Annotated in this window: 19 protein-coding genes; 11 read left to right on the plus strand and 8 right to left on the minus strand. The window is 48.8% G+C overall.

Going from position 1 to position 20,460, the window contains the following annotated elements; all coding sequences use genetic code 11:
* Positions 1-20 precede the first annotated feature (20 nt).
* On the plus strand, positions 21-1,355 hold the full coding sequence (locus E8L90_RS25345) for an APC family permease (RefSeq protein ID WP_137031864.1): 1,335 nt from the start codon (positions 21-23) through the stop codon (positions 1,353-1,355).
* Between the two features lie 69 nt (positions 1,356-1,424).
* On the opposite strand, the gene E8L90_RS25350 is transcribed toward E8L90_RS25345, so the two are convergent.
* A complete protein-coding gene (locus E8L90_RS25350) occupies positions 1,425-1,853 on the minus strand; it encodes a GNAT family N-acetyltransferase (RefSeq protein WP_137031865.1) in 429 nt (142 codons plus the stop codon).
* Positions 1,854-2,439: 586 nt separating this feature from the next.
* Here E8L90_RS25350 and E8L90_RS25365 point away from each other — a divergent pair.
* On the plus strand, positions 2,440-3,288 hold the full coding sequence (locus E8L90_RS25365) for an alpha/beta fold hydrolase (protein WP_137031866.1): 849 nt from the start codon (positions 2,440-2,442) through the stop codon (positions 3,286-3,288).
* Between the two features lie 37 nt (positions 3,289-3,325).
* Here E8L90_RS25365 and E8L90_RS25370 read toward each other — a convergent pair whose 3' ends face one another.
* Complete coding sequence (locus tag E8L90_RS25370) at positions 3,326-4,021, minus strand: hypothetical protein (protein WP_137031867.1); 696 nt, start codon at positions 4,019-4,021, stop codon at positions 3,326-3,328.
* A gap of 156 nt (positions 4,022-4,177) precedes the next feature.
* Here E8L90_RS25370 and E8L90_RS25375 point away from each other — a divergent pair, with 156 nt between their 5' ends.
* From E8L90_RS25375 to E8L90_RS25390, 4 genes are all read left to right on the plus strand, one after another.
* Positions 4,178-4,921 carry a gluconate 2-dehydrogenase subunit 3 family protein gene (locus tag E8L90_RS25375; RefSeq protein ID WP_425267121.1) on the plus strand — a complete coding sequence of 248 codons (744 nt, stop codon included), beginning with the start codon at positions 4,178-4,180 and terminating at the stop codon, positions 4,919-4,921.
* A gap of 14 nt (positions 4,922-4,935) precedes the next feature.
* Positions 4,936-6,657: a GMC family oxidoreductase gene (locus tag E8L90_RS25380; protein WP_137031869.1), complete on the plus strand. Its 1,722-nt coding sequence runs from the start codon at positions 4,936-4,938 to the stop codon at positions 6,655-6,657.
* Positions 6,658-6,875: 218 nt separating this feature from the next.
* On the plus strand, positions 6,876-8,084 hold the full coding sequence (locus E8L90_RS25385) for a trans-sulfuration enzyme family protein (protein ID WP_137031870.1): 1,209 nt from the start codon (positions 6,876-6,878) through the stop codon (positions 8,082-8,084).
* A 26-nt stretch (positions 8,085-8,110) separates the two neighbouring features.
* Positions 8,111-9,565 (plus strand): sigma-54 interaction domain-containing protein, encoded by a 1,455-nt coding sequence (locus E8L90_RS25390; RefSeq protein WP_137031871.1) that lies wholly within the window; start codon positions 8,111-8,113, stop codon positions 9,563-9,565.
* 66 nt (positions 9,566-9,631) lie between these two features.
* On the opposite strand, the gene E8L90_RS25395 is transcribed toward E8L90_RS25390, so the two are convergent.
* Positions 9,632-9,955, minus strand: a complete 324-nt coding sequence (locus E8L90_RS25395) for an antibiotic biosynthesis monooxygenase family protein (RefSeq protein WP_017252444.1) — start codon at positions 9,953-9,955, stop codon at positions 9,632-9,634.
* A 192-nt stretch (positions 9,956-10,147) separates the two neighbouring features.
* Here E8L90_RS25395 and E8L90_RS25400 point away from each other — a divergent pair, with 192 nt between their 5' ends.
* Complete coding sequence (locus tag E8L90_RS25400; protein WP_137031872.1) at positions 10,148-10,525, plus strand: DUF6713 family protein; 378 nt, start codon at positions 10,148-10,150, stop codon at positions 10,523-10,525.
* Between the two features lie 64 nt (positions 10,526-10,589).
* Here the strand turns inward: E8L90_RS25400 and E8L90_RS25405 are convergent, their stop codons facing one another.
* Both E8L90_RS25405 and E8L90_RS25410 read right to left on the minus strand, forming a co-directional pair.
* Positions 10,590-11,480 (minus strand): arylamine N-acetyltransferase, encoded by an 891-nt coding sequence (locus E8L90_RS25405; protein ID WP_137031873.1) that lies wholly within the window; start codon positions 11,478-11,480, stop codon positions 10,590-10,592.
* 202 nt (positions 11,481-11,682) lie between these two features.
* Complete coding sequence (locus E8L90_RS25410) at positions 11,683-12,198, minus strand: stalk domain-containing protein (protein WP_137031874.1); 516 nt, start codon at positions 12,196-12,198, stop codon at positions 11,683-11,685.
* A 222-nt stretch (positions 12,199-12,420) separates the two neighbouring features.
* On the opposite strand from E8L90_RS25410, the gene E8L90_RS25415 reads away from it, so the two are divergent.
* Positions 12,421-13,116 (plus strand): uracil-DNA glycosylase, encoded by a 696-nt coding sequence (locus E8L90_RS25415; RefSeq protein WP_137031875.1) that lies wholly within the window; start codon positions 12,421-12,423, stop codon positions 13,114-13,116.
* 80 nt (positions 13,117-13,196) lie between these two features.
* Here E8L90_RS25415 and E8L90_RS25420 read toward each other — a convergent pair whose 3' ends face one another.
* Positions 13,197-13,838 (minus strand): thiamine diphosphokinase, encoded by a 642-nt coding sequence (locus E8L90_RS25420; RefSeq protein WP_137031876.1) that lies wholly within the window; start codon positions 13,836-13,838, stop codon positions 13,197-13,199.
* Between the two features lie 33 nt (positions 13,839-13,871).
* Entirely contained in the window at positions 13,872-14,282 is a 411-nt protein-coding gene (locus E8L90_RS25425; protein WP_137031877.1) for a 2Fe-2S iron-sulfur cluster-binding protein, read from the minus strand.
* A gap of 142 nt (positions 14,283-14,424) precedes the next feature.
* Between E8L90_RS25425 and E8L90_RS25430 the strand changes: the two genes are divergently transcribed.
* Positions 14,425-15,333: a GNAT family N-acetyltransferase gene (locus tag E8L90_RS25430; protein ID WP_137031878.1), complete on the plus strand. Its 909-nt coding sequence runs from the start codon at positions 14,425-14,427 to the stop codon at positions 15,331-15,333.
* Positions 15,334-15,349: 16 nt separating this feature from the next.
* On the opposite strand, the gene E8L90_RS25435 is transcribed toward E8L90_RS25430, so the two are convergent.
* Positions 15,350-16,156, minus strand: a complete 807-nt coding sequence (locus E8L90_RS25435) for an Fpg/Nei family DNA glycosylase (protein ID WP_137031879.1) — start codon at positions 16,154-16,156, stop codon at positions 15,350-15,352.
* Positions 16,157-16,361: 205 nt separating this feature from the next.
* On the opposite strand from E8L90_RS25435, the gene E8L90_RS25440 reads away from it, so the two are divergent.
* Positions 16,362-17,519 (plus strand): THUMP domain-containing class I SAM-dependent RNA methyltransferase, encoded by a 1,158-nt coding sequence (locus tag E8L90_RS25440; protein ID WP_137031880.1) that lies wholly within the window; start codon positions 16,362-16,364, stop codon positions 17,517-17,519.
* Between the two features lie 75 nt (positions 17,520-17,594).
* Positions 17,595-20,309: a DUF4855 domain-containing protein gene (locus tag E8L90_RS25445; RefSeq protein WP_137031881.1), complete on the plus strand. Its 2,715-nt coding sequence runs from the start codon at positions 17,595-17,597 to the stop codon at positions 20,307-20,309.
* Positions 20,310-20,460 lie beyond the last annotated feature (151 nt).

Consider the following 20,460-nt stretch of genomic DNA (forward strand, 5'->3'; position numbering starts at 1 on the left):
TACATAAAGGGGGACAGGCAGTGAATGGGAGAGCAGAACTAACACGTAGTTTGAAGTTGCGACATATTGTCGTAATTGGACTGGGCTACATGGCCCCGATGGCCGTTTTTGACACCTTTGGCATTGTTTCTGGAGATACGGGGGGACACGTTCCTGCTGCTTATGCAGTCACACTTCTTGCGATCCTGTTTACGGCGGCAAGCTACGGAAAGATGGTACGGCTATTCCCATCAGCGGGAACCGCGTATACGTATACGCAACAAACGATTCATCCCTACGCAGGATTTTTGGTAGGGTGGGCGTCCTTGCTGGATTATTTGTTTTTACCGATGATTAACGCCTTGTTGACGGGAGTATACCTTTCATCCGTGTTTCCTGACGTGTCGACAGCGTGGTGGATTATTGGCTTCATTGTATTGGTGACGGGGTTAAACGTATTTCGTGTAACGGTAACCGCATCCGTTAACTCGATTTTGGTGCTGTTTCAAGTCGTGGTCGTCGTATTATTTGCCGGATTGGCGATTCGTGGTCTTATGCAAGGTGACGGGCTTGGGCAAGTATTCAACCTGCGTCCATTTGTGTCACCGGATATGTCTGTCACTGCACTGCTTTCAGGTGCGTCGATTCTTTGCTTTTCCTTCCTTGGCTTTGATGCCGTAACCACGTTAACGGAGGAAACCGTCGATGCGAAAAAGACGATTCCTCGCGGGATTATGCTCGTAGCACTCGCAGGAGGAGCGTTGTTTATTACGGCCTCTTATTTCATGCAATCATTATTTCCTGATGTTTCGGTATTGTCTGATCCAGAAGCGGCCTCTGCGGAGATTGCTTTGTTTATCGGAGGGACGATCTTTCAATTGGTGTTTTTGGCGGCAGCGTTGTCTTCGACTCTGGCATCCGGGCTCGTATCTGTTACGAGCGTGACACGCTTGTTGTACGCAATGGGACGAGATGGATTTTTGCCCCGACGCTGGTTCGGTTATGTACATCCGAAGCTGAGAACACCTTTGCTTAACGTCCTACTGGTCGGGGCGTTGATGCTGTTTGCTTTGTTTATGGATTTGTTAACAGCAACTTCCTTTATTAACTTCGGCGCACTGATCGCCTTTAGCTTCGTGAACATTAGCGTAATGGCGTACTATTTCCGCAAACAAAAGAACAAGCATATCAAGGATTGGTGGGGTTTCGTGTTGTCTCCCCTCATCGGGACAACGTTCATCGCCTTTCTGTGGGTCAACCTCGAAACAACGTCCATGATGCTGGGCTTGCTTTGGACTTTTATCGGCCTGATCTATTTGTTGTATTTGGTAAAGGTCAAGAAAAGCAATTTGGAAATGGTGAAGTTTGAGGAGTAACATGCGGAGTACAAATAGCCCTACACCCATTATTGGATGTAGGGCTACCTTTTTGCGAGGAGTAGACTGCTAATCCATTCTCTTTTGTAGGTAAAATCTTTGATGGGAAAGAGGGCAATCATTGAGTACACCATGTATCTCGTACCCATGTTTTAGATAAAAGTCCTTTGCTTGAAAATCAAAAGTATCTAAATGAATCAAATGAATGCCATACTCCCTAGCTGTGTCTTCAATTTCAAGAAGAAGCTTGCTTCCCAATCCGCTCTTTCTCAAATCATCTCTGACCCATAAAGCATCAATGTACAAACATCTCCAAGAATAGTACACACAGTTTATTCCCGCAATGATAGTGCCATCTTCATCACGAACGTGTTTATTGATTTTCGAAAAAGGAATGGTCAATTCAAACGGAACATTCGATTCATTGTATTCAACGATTCTTTGCTCAATAAAATTAGCGTCATCTCTCGTGCTTTCTCTGACTACATATTGTCCCATGATAACCGCCTTATTTAGTTTATTTTGAATATTTGACTACTAGTATATCAGGGAGAGAACAATGATTCTCTCTCTTTTTTTATTTATTTGAATCTCCCTAAAAAGCAGGGGGAAAGCAAACAGCTCGCAGAGGAAACAGGAGAAATAAGCGAAGATCTTAGGGACACCGCCCGAGACGGAAGGCAAAAAGCGAAACATGCCTTTAAGCGTCCACCTCTGACATACATCCTGATTGGACCACTTTGGACGCGGTTTCGCTTTTTGCATGGAGTCGGGCAGTGAATCCCCCAGCGGGTGTCCCTAGAAGCTGAGCTTTTTCTCCTGTTTCCTCCCCATCACTACAGCCAGAACCATTGGTTTTCCCCACCTTCTTCTAGACGATCCTGGAAAGAGAGAGTAAACTGGCTACAGGAATATTCCGAACATTAACACTCGATAATACCGCAGTAAACAGTGGAAAAAAACGGAGGTAATCACCTAGTAACCGGTGTATGTATCGTCGCCGCACTGTTTTACATCGCCAGGTTACATCCCGCTCATATTGGCGTGTTGATTCTGAGGCGTATTTAGTAAGGAGGCAGGCAAAATGAACGAAGCATTGTTCGTGCATGTCAATCGGTTGCAGATAGAAGGGGGCACGCTGGAGTACGGCGTAACAGGTAAGCCAGATGCACCTGCCCTGCTGCTTTTGCATGGCATTCGCAACACCAAGCTGCTGTTTGCGCCCATCCTACCAGCATTGGCAGAGCGATATCGGGTGATTGCGGTAGATATCCGTGGTCACGGGAATTCTGTGAGCCATGGTTCCTTTTCGTTTGAGTGGATCGTAACGGATTTGATTCAACTTTTGGATGCAGAACAGCTTGAACAAGTAACGATTGTCGCAGCGTCCTTTTCTGCTGTACCTGCCCAGATGCTTGCGATTCGCGAGCCCAAGCGCGTAGCTTCGCTCGTCCTTCTGGATGGAGGCTATTATTCCTTGGGAAAAGTGCCCGGGTTCAATAGGGAGAAGGTTGTCGAGCGGCTTGCTACCACGCAGTTTTCTTCTGTAGAGGAAGCAGAAAGGCAGTTCGCGGAGCGGTATGGTACGAGAGTAATGCCAGAGGGCTGGATGCGAGAGGAGCTTGTGAAAAAGGAAGACGGAAGCTACGGATACCGTTTGCCGAGGGAAGCGTTCTCGACTTATTTCGAAGAGTACAGCGTCCATAGCCAACCGGAATTGTTCCGACAGCTGACATGCCCCGTACTATTACTGCTGGCTGACGACAGCCTATTGTCAAAAGAAGAGCAGCAGTTTCATCGACAGGCAGTTGCCGCTTATCAGGGAATGGTGAAGCAGGCCAAGGTGAAAATGATACCAGAGGCCCAACACTTGCTGATGGTGACACACCCGCAAGAGACAGTAAAAGAAATCCGTGATTTTTTATCGAAATAAGAGGGACAAGCGAGTATGCTTGTCCCTTTTTCTTTGGTTACCGCTTCGCTTCACGAATGAGCACGTGGAGCTGTTCTGCCATAGCTTGCTGATTCTTTTGATCCTTCATTTGCTTTTTCACCGTTTCTAGCGCTTTGATGCCTTTTGTTGAGCTCACGAACTTCACAGGTGTATCCGTTCCGTAGATACGCTCGATTTGGGTGCGTGCTTGTGCGAATGTATTCTGATGATCGCTCGTACCCAATGTCCCTGCGGTTCCGCTCCCTGATTTTGTACGGGCAGCATCATGCCCGCGACTGGAGCTTCCCGAGTAATTGCTGATGAGATGGGATTGCATCGGGTCCATTTGATTGATCGATTGTGCATTGGCAGTAGAAGGGGCCAAGTAGACGGCATCATTCACGATCAATGCCTGAACACCGTGAACGCCCGCCGCCTTCAGCTGGGCTTCCAGCTTTGTAGAAGGCCCCCCCGTGTGCAAGTGTGAGCTGCCCATGGAGCTGTAGAGAGCATTGCCCATTCCGCTATACGTATGACCGTGCACGTTTGTCGTGATTTTCTTATCACGATCCACGCTTGGAATAACCGTTGCGCCTTTGGGCGTCTGCGCGGTGGACTGTGTGTGTGCTGGCGGATGCGGCTTCGTAGGCGGAGCAGCCTGATTCGTACATGCTGTCATGAAAAGTACAGTTCCTAATCCTGCGGTTCCTACCCATGTATAGAAGTGCTTCATCACGATCCCTCCAAGTCTTCCTACCTAGATAAACTTATCCTTTGTTCGCTGCGTGAAGTTATGAGTGGAGCATGCTGGAAAAAATTCTGGTGATCACGAGTATCTTGTGGAAAAAATGCACAAACCAAAGGAAGGAAATCACTGGAGGTGGTAGATTTGGCAGATTCAAACAACGTGAAGGAGCAGCCAGTATCCCGAAGGAACTTCTTGAAAAACTCTGGCCTGGTGCTCGGTAGCTTGGTCGTGGGTGGCGTGGCAGGGAGCTTGCTCCGCAAACCAGAACCTCCGGCGCAGCCAGCAGCACCGCCCCCTGCTGCCGATTACAATCAGGCGCTCATGTTTTTTACGCCTGAACAATTTAAGGTAGTGGATGCCGCTTGTGAACGCATTTATCCTGAGGATGAGCTGGGGCCCGGTGCGAAGGCACTCGGTGCCGCTTATTTCATTGACCACCAGCTAGCGGGTGATTGGGGCTTTAATGCTCGTGAATACATGCAAGCGCCCTTTTTTCCAGGTGAGATCACGCAGGGCTATCAAGGCAGGCTAAAACGTAGGGAAATATTCGATATCGGCCTTCAAGAAATGAACAACTACAGTAACAGTACCCACGGAAAACGGTTTTATGAACTCCCGCCAGAGCAGCAGGACGCTGTTTTAAAGGCTTTTGAAACAGATGAACTAAAATTGACGACCATTTCGGCGAGCACTTTTTTCAATATGCTGCGGGCCAGTACGATCGAAGGCGTTTATGCAGACCCTCTGTACGGAGGCAATAAAAATATGGACGGTTGGAAAATGAAGAATTTCCCAGGTAATCAAATGGCGTATACACAGCTGATCGATAAGCCTGAGTTTGTGAAGATGGCTCCCTTAAGTCTGCGGGATCATCAACAACATTAAGGGGGACTGTACATATGGCCAAAAAGCTGCCCAAGGTTGACGTCGTAATCGTGGGGGTGGGCTGGGGAGGAGGCATTATTGCTTCTGAGCTAACTAAGCAAGGTCTGACAGTAGTGGGTCTAGAGCGAGGCAAGGAGCGCAAAACGGAAGACTACTTCATGGTACACGACGAATTGCGTTACGCTCTTCGTTACGAGATGATGCAAGACTTGTCCAAGGAAACGATCACGTTCCGCAGTAAAATGAACATTCGTGCGCTTCCCATGCGGTCATACGGTTCCTTTTTGATCGGGACAGGACTCGGGGGAGCCGGTATCCACTGGAACGGACAGACCTTCCGCTTCCTGCCGTATGATTTCGAAATTCGCTCCAAGACGATTGAACGGTATGGGGCAAAGAAAATCCCTGAGGGAATGACGATCCAGGATTGGGGCATTACCTATGACCAACTGGAGCCGTACTTCGATAAGTTTGAAAAGATGGCGGGAATCGCAGGCGAGGAGAATCCGTTGGGGGGGAAACGCTCCAGTCCGTATCCGATACCTCCTATGCGTACGACACCGAGTATGAAAATGTTTGCGGATGCGGCTAAAAAGAAAAACCTGCATCCATACATCCTTCCATCAGCAAATCTCTCCCAAGCGTATACCAATCCAGACGGGGTGGCGCGGGCAGCTTGTCAATACTGCGGCTTCTGTGAAAGGTTTGGTTGCGAGTACGGAGCAAAAGCCGATCCAGTGGTGACGGTGATCCCGGTAGCGAAGAAGACAGGGAAGTTTGAAATTCGCACGCATTCCCATGTCCGCAGAATTTTACATACAGGGAACAAGGCGACAGGCGTCTTGTATACGGATGTCACGACAGGAGAGGAATTCGAACAGCCCGCCGATATTGTGGTGATGACCAGTTATGTATTTAACAACGCGCGAATCTTGCTTATGTCCAAGCTGGGGAAACCGTATGATCCAGCGACGGGAAAAGGCGTAATCGGAAAAAACTATGCCTACCAGGTCATGAGAGGAGGCGCGGTCGGCTTCTTCGACGACAAGGAGTTTAACAATTTTGCAGGCGCAGGCTCGTTGGGGATGTGTTTGGATGACTACAATGGTGATAACTTTGATCACTCCGATTTAAAATTTATCCATGGCGCAAATATCGCTGTCACACAAACCGGCTTCCGACCAATCGGCACGAACAAGGTACCGCCGGGAACGCCTAGCTGGGGCAAGGATTTCAAAGCTGCATCAATCAAATACACGAATCGATTCATATCTGTAGGTGCCCAAGGAGCTTCGATGCCATTTCGACAGCATTTCCTTGATCTGGACCCGACGTACAAGGACGCATTTGGTGATCCGTTGATGCGCATTACGTATGACTTCGTCGATCAGGATAGGGAGCTGGCCGCTTTTTGTGCAGATAAGTGCGCGGAAATTGTGAAAGAAATGGGTGCGAACGAGAAGCTCGAAATCAACCGCAAGCTCGGACCCTACGATATCACACCATACCAATCAACGCACAATACAGGTGGCGTCATCATGGGAGCCTCTCCAGAAACCTCGGCGGTTAACAACTACTTGCAGATGTGGGATGCGGAAAACGTATTTGTCGTTGGGGCTTCTGCCTTTGCGCACAACAGCGGCTACAATCCGACTGGAACGATGGGTGCTCTCTCCTATCGAGCGGCAGAGGGCATTTTGAAATACAGGAAAAGCGCGGGTGGCATGCTCGTATAAGCTGTTTTTCTGGTTATGCAAAACACAATTGCAACTATGCGAAAAGTCGTTGGGGCAACTAACGGCTTTTTCTTGTGAATTCGAAAAAATTCATTCGCAAGATTGCGAATGCCTATGAGCACAAAAAGCGAAAAGTACTGGAATGATGCGGTTTCTCACCTTGGCATGTTCCTTGCTATACCCTTTGGTACAGCACAAGCCAAAGGGAGAGACGTGAAATGACGACAAACAAGTGGAAGATGGACACCTCCATTATTCATACAGCACAAACGCCTTGCCAAAAAACAGGAGCAGTCGTATCTGCGGTGGTTCCTGCCGTGGCCTACGCGTTTCCAGATGCAGACTCAGCAGCGGCGTGCGTGGCTGGGGAGCGGGAAGGAACGTACTACGGAAGATATGGCAACCCTACCATCACCACCTTGGAACAAAAAATCGCCGCATTGGAAAATGGTGAAGCTGCCTTGGGCGTAAGCAGTGGGATGGCAGCCATTTCGGGTGCTTTGCTCGCCTTTTTGAAGCAAGGTGATCATGTGGTGTGTACGCGAGATGTGTACGGGGGGAGCTACAAGTTTCTGACCACAATGGCCCCGCGTTATGGCATTGTGACGGACTTCGTCGATTGCACTGATTTGCAGGCAGTCGAGAGAGCTTTTTTGCCAAACACAAAAGTACTATACATTGAAACACCATCGAACCCGTGCCTGACTGTTTTAGATATCTCGGCGTTGTCCCGTTTGGCGCACGCACTTGGCATTGTGGTAATCGTGGATAACACCTTCTTAACGCCGTATTTGCAGCGCCCGCTTGAGCTAGGGGCCGATGTCGTCGTGCATAGCGCCACCAAATATTTGAACGGACATGGCGATGTCATCGCGGGCTTCATCGTAGGGAAGCAGGAGCATATCCAATTCATGCGCAAAAACGTCATGGGAGACTTGGGACAAAATTTGAATGCTTGGGATGCTTTCTTGATCTTGCGTGGGCTGAAAACACTCGGCTTGCGTGTCAGACAGCATGGGAAAAACGCGCAGGCAGTGGCGGAGTTTTTGGCGCAGCACCCTGCAATCTCGCACGTCTACTACCCTGGTCTACCTTCGCATCCGCAGCATGAGCTGGCCAAACGGCAAATGGCCGGAATGGGCGGGATCGTTTCCTTTGAAGTAAAGGGCGGCTACGAGGCAGCCAAATCTTTCATTAACGCTCTGCACCTGGCTATGATATCGTTTAGTTTAGGAGATCCCGAGACACTGGTACAGCATCCTGCCTCGATGACGCATTCCTCGATACCTGCCTCTGAGCGGATCAAGTTCAACATTACGGACGGTCTGATTCGCTTATCGACTGGCTTGGAGGATGTGGAGGATATCATCGCGGACTTGGAGCAGGCGTTGGCTAGTTTGCCAATGGCAGCAGCGTCCAGGGGCTAAAGGAACGTGAAACTGGAGGATTGGGCATGACAGAGTTTTCCCGGATCGAGGAATTCATTCAATCGTACGCCGACAATATTTCCAAGGTACTGGGACTCGATGTCACCATCCTGGATGAACAAGGGATACGTGTGAGTGGAACCGGCTACTATCAGGAGTTGATTGGATTGCCTGCGCCGGAGGGATCGTTTTTCCGAATGATCCTGCAAACCGGACAGCCGGGAATGATTTTTGACATGAAAAAGAACGAGTCGGAGTGCGGCAATTGCAAGTTTTTGCAGCAATGCCGAGAGCTGGCGACGATTGGATTTCCGGTGCACAAACGGGAGAAGACGGTAGGGGTCATCGGAATTATCGGCTTTTCCCCCGAGCAAAAAGAAAAAATGCTGCACCATTCGGAAAAATGGATGCCGTTTTTGCAGCATACGAGTTCCTTGATTGAACACAAGCTGCTCGAGCTGGATGCGGAGCGTGAGAAGAGCTGTAACATTCAAGAGGAAATGCCGCAGGCCTCGGTTCATCCGGTGTATTTCGCCCAGCTGATTGGGGCAGAAACAGGCTTGCGTGATGTCATTGCCAAAGCGAAAAAGGTGACGAACAGCATATCCACTGTTTTGATCCGAGGAGAGAGCGGAACGGGCAAGGAGCTGTTGGCAAAAGCCATTCACTGCGAAAGTGGGCGCAGTAGACATCCATTTATCGCAGTCAATTGCGCTGCGATTCCCGAGACCTTGTTAGAAAGCGAGTTGTTCGGGTACGAAGGCGGTGCATTCACAGGCTCCAGACGCGAAGGGAAGCCGGGAAAATTTGAATTGGCCCACAAGGGAACGATTTTTCTGGATGAAGTAGGCGATATTCCGTTGTCCCTCCAGCCCAAGCTGCTGCGTGTCCTTCAGGAGAAAACAGTAGATCGAGTAGGCGGCGTGAAGACACTAGGCGTGGATGTACGTGTCATTGCTGCTACACACAGAGATTTGGAGAGCATGGTCAGGGAAGGAACGTTTCGCGAGGATTTGTATTATCGTCTCAACGTCATCCCCCTGCGGTTAAAGCCGTTGCGTGAACGCACGGAGGATATTGCGCTTTACTTGCAGCACTTCCTGTATCGGTACGGGACGTTGCTGCAAAGAGGCAGACTGGAGCTCGAAGCCCAGCTCGTCCAACGACTACAGGCATACGAGTGGCCGGGGAATATTCGTCAGTTGGAAAATGCCGTTGAATACATGGTCAACATGGCGGAGGGGCAAGTCATCGGCAACGACGAGCTTCCTGATTATTTGCTGTTTGAGGATGAAACGACGACAGTAGGCAGCGATTTGGGATTGGAAAAGCTGGTGGCAGAATATGAACGCTCCATTCTCCAGCGCTATTTGAACGCAGGCAAGTTTGGACAGGACAAAGCCGCGATTGCCGATGAGCTGCAAATCAGCTTGTCGACCTTGTACCGGAAGATGGAGAAATACGGTTTGGAAAAAGGATAGAGGAAAATAAAAAACCAGCCTGGATTGATCGGAGTTTTTCCGAGGTCTGGGCTGGTTTGTTTGTATTTACGAAGGCTGCGGTTCTTTCTTCGCTTTCAGCTCGTAATGGCCGGTATTGCCGCTAATGTACCACTCAGGGGTTTTTTCTTCGCGCGCTTCGCGGTGACCTGCCAGATGAACATCACTCAGCTCCCACTGCTTCCATGCTTCTTTTGATTCCCAGCGGATTATGACGACGACTTCTTCTTCACCTTTACGTGGCTTCTGTACCAGCACGCTCAAATCTACAAAACCAGGAGCCTTCTCAACAGCACCAGGCTCGCTAAAGCCTTGTACGATTTTGTCAGAATGACCTTCCTGGACGACGTATGTTTTTATTTCCATCATCATGAAGTGCGACACTCCTTATATACCATTTCCCTACTTTTCCATATTATTGAGAAATATTATCATTGTCAACCAGATATTAGCAAATGGTAGGACGATATATAGTGGTATGGGATTTCAAATAATCAGGACATGGTTTTCCAAATTGTGATAATGTTGTGTTCGATTAGTAATAAAATTGTAGGGGGGTTTTAAATGCCTGATCTCTTGCTTGTGTTATTCTTGATAAACTTATCTTTATTTCTCTTGCACGAAATGGATGCGATAAGACGTTCTGAGTGGAGATTGTTTATCGTGCTTAAGGATATGGAAGATTCTAAAGCCTATAAAGTATTCACTTTTATTCACCTTCCTCTTTACACAATCATACTCTACTTCCTTTTAAGTAAATATCAGACAGTTACTTTTTGGGTCCTAGATATATTTTTAATCATACATGCAATCCTGCACTTATTTTTTGAAAAGCACCCCCGTAATGGATTTAAAAATTCATTTTCAAGAACAATTATTTATCCAATGGGACTCCTTGCGGCTATTCATTTAGTATTACTATTCATAACTGAGTACCAATGATAAAGAACTGACGACTAAGCTAACAAGAAAACGATTGTTTAATAAAGCAGAGGCAGTCTAATACTTAATTTTCTTTGAACACGAGAGCTTCGTTTTCAAGGGGGACTTCTTCTTTTTGGGGAGCAGCAAAAATATCAATACCACGCTCAAGTAGGCTTTCTACCGCCTCGCGAACAGGGAGAAGTGGTAATTGCATTTCATCGGCTACGGCAGCTTCTATATCAGAGACAGTGTGGAGGGGTGTTATCTGGCCTGTGCCATCTGAATAACCGATGTGGAGTGTGTTGTTTTTAAGGAGCACGAAGCGATCTTGCTCCAGTTGAAAACGATGTATGTGAAGTCGATTCAAAAAGAGGGCGTCTGGTGAAAAAGAGGAGCGGATGACTTCCGACAAGTCGGACAGTTCTTTTCGTTCATCCGGATGAAAATCCCACGGAGGAAGTGCCACTTTTCCGTTTTCATACCGCGTAAAGCGATAGTGTTCAGGATGATCGGGACTTTTGGTCAAATCCATGGAAACAGCGCCAAAAGGCCTGGCATGGTTCCCGTCTTCCAGAAAATGAATCGGCTCAAAGATAGGAGCGGTAGCCCCTACATCCACATAGACGGGTGTCTCGCCTGTGTTCGGACCGTCGATCAGGATGGCAGTATGTCCACCGCCTGGCAAGATGAGGTGACCGAAGAAGCCAAGGGAGCGAAGTAGCGCGAGAAAGCTGTGATTGGTGGTATAGCATGTGCCGCCAAAATGATGGTGGATCGCATTGTGCACATATTCCTCAGGGGTCGGTACCTCATGTTTTCCGTCACGGAAGAAGAGCAGCTTGCTTACATTTTCATAAGGGAAGGTCTGCAGATGCGCGCGACAGAGCTGACTGAGATAAGAGAGGCTAGGGGACTTGCGGTCTAGCTGTAGACGTTGAAGGTATAAACTCGCCCAGTTCGGTAAGGTATACATAAACAAGTTCACTCCTTGCATAAAATAAATAGTAAACAAAAATATCTGTTAAGTTTTGTAGGGAGATCGTATCACATGGGACAAGTGGTAATCAACCTAAATTTTCCCAGAAAACAAAAAGGCACCGGAAGGATATCCTCCGGTGCTAGCGGGTCCCTAGTCCGCCTTCTTTTTCGTACGAATAGATAAGTGCAAAAAGAAATTATAACAACGGCTTAATTTCCCCGGTATTCGGGTTCACTACGAACCAGCCATACGTACTGGTGTAGCTGTCGCCAGATTGGAAGTTGTTCACGACCGTTTGGTACACTTGAATGACATAATGCCCTTTTTCGTCGTCGTGAGTGTACTCGACTACATGTGTTGGCGAGAGTTTTCCGGCGAATTTCTTTTTCACCAGCTCGATCGCTTCCATTTTGGAGTACATTTTTGTTGTTGGAATTTTACCGATGAATATCGATTTGGTTCTCGCATCGTAAATGACCGATTTGTTCAGGTTCTCAGCTACGAAGCGGATTGGTACATAGACGGAGTTTTTGTACATGATGCCTTGTATGTCGCTGTTTGGTGATTTCGGCAACCCGTCAAAGTAGTAGGTGAACGGTGTTTTCATTCCTTCTTCCGCGTTTGGAAAAGCGGGTGCTGCAATGGCAATGCCGGAAAAGAGCACCGAACCTACAACAATGCCCCCCAAAAATGACTTGATGTCCCATTTCATGATGTGAAACCCTCTCCCTTTCTCTTTTCTCTAAATCTTCCCAGCAATCATTATGTCAAAGATCATAGGAGAAAAGCTATCAAACGAGGGTACTAGGAAACAAAGACTAGGAATCATAGGAAAGATAGGACCCAATCAGAATAGTCCTAGTTCTCGAATCAGTGGTTCAGTGATGGGGAGGTTTGTGGTAAGGTAGAAAAAACAGCGGACAAGGTGAGGAACATGACTACCATATTGCAAAATGACTGGGCCCCCGTATTGGCCGATGAATTCGAGAAGCCCTATTATGTAAAGCTTCGTCAAACGTTGAAGGAAGAATATCAGACGCAGACAATCTACCCAGATATGTTTCATATATTCACAGCGCTGCACCTGACTGAATATCAGAATGCAAAGGTTGTGATTTTGGGGCAGGACCCATATCACGGACCGGGACAAGCACATGGATTGAGCTTTTCGGTCAAGCCGGGAATCAAGCCGCCGCCGTCTCTGGTCAACATCTACAAAGAGTTGAAAAGCGATGTTGGTTTTGAAATTCCCCAGCATGGTTATCTGAACCATTGGGCGAAGCAAGGCGTCATGATGCTGAACACCGTTCTGACGGTTCGTCGCGGCACACCGAATTCGCACAAGGACATTGGGTGGGAGACGTTTACAGATCGAATTATTCATTTGTTGAACGACAGGGAGACACCACTCGTTTTCATCCTGTGGGGAAAGCATGCGCAGGAGAAGGCGGCATTCATTGATCGAAACAAGCATTTCGTCATCGCCTCCCCGCATCCAAGCCCATTTTCGGCAAATCGCGGTTTTTTTGGCAGCCGTCCTTTTTCGCGGACTAATGAGTTTTTGCGTTCGCGCGGGCTTCAAGAGATTGATTGGCAGTTGCCGATGCAGGTAGCGGAAGAGGAAGAGTAGCCTGTATTTGTTTCAGGTAAAAGGAAAAGGATCTCCATTGTTTTGCATCATGCAAAGGAGATCCTTTCTTTTTCTAATGATTAGTCTTTGCTTTTGACAACGAGCAGCTTGCCCGTTTGAATCGTAATCGTTCCAGTCTGTTCCGTTAGCAGATTGCTGATCCCAAGCGTGTCGCCAATCCGCAGGGTAGCGTCCTTCAACGGATAGAGGAATCCAGTTAAGGTGATCCCTGTGACTTCCGGTGTAAAAGGCAGCAGGGAGATATGATCAAAATGATCCTGCTCTATCGTACTCTGGCGGTCAATCAGTCGGATTTCATTGGTCTCATCGAGGATGCGGCAGTTGGTGCCCGTCTGCAACGCTTTGTTCAGCAAGTGTAGGTTTGCCAGCATATGGTCAAAACGAGAGCCGAGCACACCGAGCAGCACAATTTCTGCTGGCTGTTGCTCGATTGCCCAAGCAAGGGCCATCTCTGTATCGGTCAAATCTTTCATAACGGGATCGCAGGAGGAGACGTGCATACTGTGACGTTCAATTTCTGCCATTTCCTCGATGCTGACAGAATCAAAGTCACCGATCGACAATCTTGGCACAAGACCGTTGCGAACGAGGAACAAGGCACCTCTGTCAACGCCGACGAGCCAATCATTTTCACGAATCTCTTGGATCGCCCAGTTGCCCAGATTGCCTCCAGCGAATAGTAGGATGCGTGTAGGATTCATGCTACGGCCACCTTTTTCTATTAGAAATACTCTCTATGTAGGAATCGAAGAGCGAAATGTGCTCTGACAAGCAAGACGATAGCCTGTAGCGAGTTTTTCTCCCAGCTTTGCTTTTTCCTGTCCAGTCGGGGTATCGAGTAATGATGCACCAGCTACGATCTGTACACTGCACTTGCCGCAATGCCCTTGTTGGCATTTGTAAGCGATGGGTTGATCTTGTGTGAGCGCAGCTTGCAATAGTGTCTGAGAGGGAGTATACCGGACTGGCATCGTTTGTGAGCGTTGCTTCACCTGTACGAGCTTCTGCTCTGATTGGGGACGAGCCGGGCTCATTTCTGTTTTTTTCAACGACGGATGCGTATGCACGGGAACGGGAGCTGGACTCGACATCTGTACGCCAGATCGTCCAGGAATGAGCGAGCCGACCGTAAGCTGTTTGCGCATAGGAACCTCCCGAGTAAGTGATTATTTAATCTTACCATGTCAGGCGTGTGGGTGACAAAGCTGGAGAAAGTGTCCTGAGATGATTGAATTTTTAGATTTTGTTGATTAAAATAATTTTATTAAAAATCAGGAGGGTGATACCATGATTACCATCAAACGGATGAGTGACTGTACCTTTGCAGAAGTGACCAAAGCGTGGAACAGAGGATTTGAAGGTTATTTTATCGAGTTTACGATGACAGAAGAAATGCTTGTCCAGCGACTGGGTGGCGAGGGATACGTGATGTCCCTGTCTGTGGTTGCCTTCGACGGTACGGAGCCGATTGGCTTAGTGGCCAGCGGTATGAGGACCATTGCGGGGAAAAAAGTCGCCTGGAATGGTGGTACGGGTGTCGCCACGGAATACCGTCGACAAGGAGTAGGGAAACAACTGATTGAGGCGGCATTGGATGTATACCGGGAAGCTGGGGTGGAAGTAGCGACCTTGGAGGCATTGAGCCAAAATACCAAAGCGATTGCCTTGTATGAGCAAAAAGGCTATGACATCGTGGATCGTCTGTTGTTTTTGCAGCAAAGTGAACCGCTGGCAGAGGATGCTTTTCAGACAAAATCCCAAGCTGATTATCGGGTTCGACGCATTTTGGCAGCGGAGGCCGCCACGCTGCCGTTTTACGTGACCGATGTCCCGTGGCAAAATTATTGGCTGAACTTGCGAGATGCGCAGGCCTTGCTAGTCGAAGACAGAGAGGGTCAGACGGTCGGCTATGCGATGTACAAGTGTTTGGTAAACGAAGAGGGCAAAGTGAGTGGGATTGTTCTTCGTCAATGTGTAGCGCAGCCAGAGCATCCTGATGCGCAAGACATCTTGAAAACCGCACTCGCGCATGTGTATGGGCCACTTGCACACGATTGCCGCCGGTCTACGTATAATTTGCGCGCGGCTGATACCTTGCTTGTCGAAATCCTGAAAGCGGTGGGATTCGGTCCTTCCGAGACGGAGCAGGTGTTTATGATCAAGCAGATGGAAGCAACAAAGATTCCGGCCGTATAGGAAGTGAAAACATGTGTCAATGCTGGCAGTTCGTGCAGGCGAATACTTTGCGGGAGGAGAGCTCGCTCTTTTCGATAGGCTGTCCACAGCGTAGGCAAGGCTCTCCGCCGCGATCGTACACCTGGCAGCGCTCATCGAAGCCGCCTGTCAGGGAATCTCCTTGAAAAAGCGGCTGCATGTAACCGCCGAATCGAATCGCTTCTTTGAGTACGGTTTGCATGGAATGATAAAGCTGTTTTTGTTCGTCGAGGGAAATTGTCGGGATTGTCCGGGTAGGTAGGATGGCGGCATGAAAGCAGATTTCGTCCGCATAGCAGTTGCCGATGCCCGCCAGCCAATGCTGATTGACTAACGCCGTTTTGAGGACGCTGCGCTTGTCAGCGAGCAACTCCGTAAATCGGGTAAAGGTAAACAGCGGGTCCAATGGCTCCGGACCGAGTGGAGCCAGCCTTTCGTCGATCTGGACGTTGGTGAGTAAGTGCAGGTAGCCCAAACGGAGTCCGTGAAAATATAAAATGCGTTCTCCAAAGGCAAGAGTCACTTGGGCGGTTCGCTTCAGCTTGTCTTCCGCAGAGCCTAGGTATAAAAAGCCGCCGAGCATCAGATGAAGCAGCAGGACATGTCCACTTTCCAGATGGAAGAGAAGATGCTTGCCACGTCGGTCGACAAGTGTCAGGCGATTACCTTGCAAAAGACGAGAAAATTCCTCAGGTGGCAGATTGATCGTTTTTTCCCGCTGAACATGTGTGGCTGTAATTGTTCCGCCACCGATTTTATCGAGCAGCAATCGGTGATAGGTTTCCATCTCAGGTAATTCAGGCACGCTGACTCCCTCCCGTCGCAAGAGTTTTTCGTAGGATTTCCCATATCGATGATCCACATGCCGTACCCATCACTATTTTTGGTGATGGGTCGTTTCAATTTAGACTTTGTTTACCAACGCTTTTACCAAATGGGGTAATATAATATATAAGGTAGTAAGATGAGGGCATGGCCCGAAGGATTATTGAACGGACAGGAGATTACATATGCAAAAAGTAGAATTGATCGCTACGGCGACTTTTGGTTTGGAATCAGTAGTAGCAGAAGAGGTAAAGGCACTCGGATACGGTCCGGTACAGGTGGAAAACGGCAAGGTAACGTTCACCGCAGATATTTCTGCGATTCCCCGCACAAATTTGTGGTTACGAACTGCCGACCGCGTGCGTCTAAAGATAGGAGAGTTCAAAGCGACCACGTTTGACGAGCTGTTTGAACAGACAAAGGCACTGCCGTGGGCTGATTGGATTACAGAGGACGGGACATTTCCTGTGGAAGGGAAATCGGTCAAATCTACCTTGTTCAGTGTGCCGGATTGCCAAGCCATCGTGAAAAAAGCAGTGGTAGAAAGTCTGAAAAAGACCTACAAGCGCGAGTGGTTCGATGAGCAAGGGCCGCTGTACAAGATCGAGGTGGCACTTCTCAAGGATGTGGCGACGCTGACGATTGATACGTCAGGACCGGGTCTGCACAAGCGCGGCTACCGGGAATTGATCGGACAAGCGCCACTAAAAGAAACGATGGCTGCGGCGATGATTATGCTGTCTCGCTGGAAGCCTGATCGGGTATTTATGGACCCATTCTGTGGATCGGGTACACTTCCGATTGAAGCGGCGCTGATCGGACAAAACATCGCTCCGGGGATGAACCGGGAATTCGTTTCCGAGACGTGGCCTATCATTCCGAAAACAGCTTGGCGTGAAGCGCGCGCAGAAACCCATGATTTGGCTCGTTATGATCAAAAGCTGGAGATTATCGGGACAGACATGGATGACGAGATCTTGAAAATTGCCCGCCACAACGCGACGGAGGCTGGTGTAGATGACCTGATTCATTTTCAGCGCATGGATGTGCGGGATGTAAGAACCAAGCGCAAGTACGGCTACTTGATTTGCAACCCACCTTATGGGGAGCGCCTGGGAGAATGGAAGCAGGTTGCCAAGATGTATGGCGAAATGGGGAAAACCTTTGCTGCCATGGATACGTGGTCTTTCTATGTTATTACGTCCGATGAACAGTTTGAGGAGCATTTTGGTCGTACAGCAAGCAAAAAGCGCAAGCTCTACAACGGAAATATCAAAGTAGATTACTATCAGTTTTTCGGACCTAGACCGCCACGCGGACCAATGGTTACCCCGACCGAGTAGACATAAGAGTGATGTTCAAAAGATGACTTTTTGAACTACCTCTAAAGAAGGGGCATAATTGGAGGAGAAAATGCAATGAGCAAGAAACGATTCGGGAGCAGAATGCTGGCTGCGCTATTGGCAGCGACTACATTACTGAGCCAAAGCACGCCGTTGACTCATGCTGCAACGGAGCCAGAGAAGCCGGGGATAGAGACCAAGAAGCTGGAAGATCAATTCAAAAAACAAGAAGAAGCACACACGGAGTTTACGGATTTGGGCAACAGCTACGCTAGAAAAGCCGTAAACAGACTTGCAGCCCTTCATATGATCGGTGGTCAGGGAGAAAACCGCTTCAACCCGCAAAACAAGATTTCTCGACAGGATATTGCGGTGCTTTTGACAAAAGTAATCGGTCTTCAACCAACAGAAATTGAGGATGCCGCTTTTGAAGATGTACCGTTGGAAAGCCCTTATGCACCGTACGTTTATGGACTCTCAGAGTTGGGTGTGATGAACGGCAGAAGTGAGCATACCATGGGTGCTCTAGATCCGCTTACACGACAAGAGCTGGCTGTCATGCTGTCTCGCTTGATGAAAGAAGCCGCCATAACCAAAGTGGCAGGTCAGACTCCTGTTGCATACAGCGATGAAGAAGAAATAGCCGACTACGCCAAAACGGCTGTCGAAGAAGTGACGAATCAGCGCTGGATGCAAGGTGCAAGCGGCAAGTTTAATCCGACTGGAACCGTCACGCGCGCAGAGGCTGCTGTGATCGCTGAACGCGTCTTGGATGCACGCTACCTGCAAGCAGAACAGGTGAAATACAAGATAGATGTAGAGCGGCTGAGTTTGGCTGCTGGCACGAGCCAACGCTTGAAGGTAAGCAGTATCAGCGGTGATGAGCTGCCGTTTACGCCTATTTTCGCTTTTGATCGTCCTGAGCTGGGAACCATTTTAGCTGACGGAACCTTTGTTGCTCGCTCCACTGCAGGAAAAGGAAATCTCACGGTGACAGTCGGCTATAAAACGACGACAATTCCGGTTGAGATCAAGGACGCTGGTAAGCCAGCTGTCGAAAAGGCAGAGGACACGCCAAAGACTGCACCGGAGACTTCCTCCAAAGACTCGGCAGCGAAAGTCGATGAAAGCAAGATTGTAGTAGAGGGAGAAAAACCAGACGCAGACACAGGAGCAACAAAAACGGAAGCAACGAAGCCTGCTGATCCAAAAGAAGAGGCAAATGAACCAACAAAGAAGGACGAACTGGTCAATATCGCGCCAGGCAGTTATACATCGGTTGCTACTTTGGGAACCCCAGACTCGTATTTCCAAGAGCTGGAGAAGAAGTATCCGGGTCCTGTAGGTGGACTTGTAACGCCTACAGAAGATTGGACGGGATACCACCGTCAGTTTGGGCGTAAGGTGACCGTTGAGCTCGACCAGGCGAAGCCATTGGAGAGAGTTGCGCTAACGTTTAAGCAGCAGAAGTCTTCGGGTATCACGATGCCAGAATACATGGAAGTCGAGGTATCTCGTGACGGGAAAGTGTGGTCGTATGCGGGAAGAGCCGTTCACGATGTTTCCGTCAAAGAAGACAAGCTGGTTACACGCACGTTAAGCGTGACCTTGCCTGACGTCAACACCCGCTATGTACGAGTATCCTTCCCGGTGAAAGTATTTACGTTCGCTCGCCAGCTGGAGGTATGGGCAAAAACGGATAGCGAGTGGAACAATGGCGCTGTCTTGCTGCCGCCACCAAACCCGGCGAAGCTGGAAGAAGCCAAGCAAGCAGGGCGTCGTGTGGAAAATATGCTGCTCGCTTATTCCGGAGAGCATGGCGAAATCGGGACATGGACCAAAGAGGATTTCCTCCCGATGGTTGGCTACCGCACTGTAGATGGTTATATGCGCGACCAGATGTTTGACACGATTCTGTTCCTGCCGTATCAGACCATTCCGGCTACGAAAGAAAGCTGGACAAAGTATATGAATGATTTGTTCGGTTCAAACAAGCAGCTCGACGCTCTCAACCAGGCTATGCGGGAGTACAACCGCCTGCGTGGAACGCTGTATACGACACCGACGCAGGAAAACGTCGTGCTGGCACTGCCGTATCCGAATGCCAGTCAGACCAATTTTGGCCAACTGGATGAAAAGAAACCATCCCTCTCCTTCAACCCTGCGGGAATTGGGGAAGAGCAAGCGTATTTGAATCGCAAAGCTGCGTTGGAATGGTACTTCCAGGAGCTCATGAAGCGCTGGAACAGGGAAGGATACGCTTATCTGAAGCTGGAAGGAATCTATTGGTTCCATGAGCTGGTGGAGGATAGCGCACCGAAAGAGCGCCAGCTGATTCGTGACATGGGTAGCATGGTGCATGACGAGGCGTTGCGCTACTACTGGATTCCGTATTTCGGATCACCGGGAGTGTCCGAGTGGAAATCTCTTTATTTCGATAAGGCATTCCTGCAGCCGAGCTATTACAGCGACAAGCCGGTAGGAATTGACCGTATTCAAGGGGTACTGGACGTCGTCAACAAGTACGACATGGACATCGAGATCGAAGGCGACAGGAAGATATACAATGATCCGAAGTTCTATCAGACCTACTATAATCAGCTAGTGGCCACCCACAAGCTGGGGATGGATAAAAACAACGTACACGCTTACTACTTCGGCTCCAAGACATTGTTAGATTCTGTCAAGAGCACGGACCCTGTCAAGCGCGCGGTCTATGATGATACGTACAAATGGATGCGCGGTCGTTTTGACAGAACGGAATTTTTTGAGGGTAGCGAAATGCCGTAGTGAATGGAAAAGAGTCTGTGTCCCGCTTTGTGGGGAGACAGACTCTTTTTTCTATCTACAGCGGATGGACAGACTTTTGCCCAATCGTTTTCCGTAGATCCCCTCCTGGTCAAGCTATCTATAACCATTTATATGAGAGGAGGCGTTTGGT

Origin of the sequence: Brevibacillus antibioticus (assembly GCF_005217615.1) — a bacterium.
In the GTDB taxonomy this organism is placed as follows: Bacteria; Bacillota; Bacilli; order Brevibacillales; family Brevibacillaceae; genus Brevibacillus; species Brevibacillus antibioticus.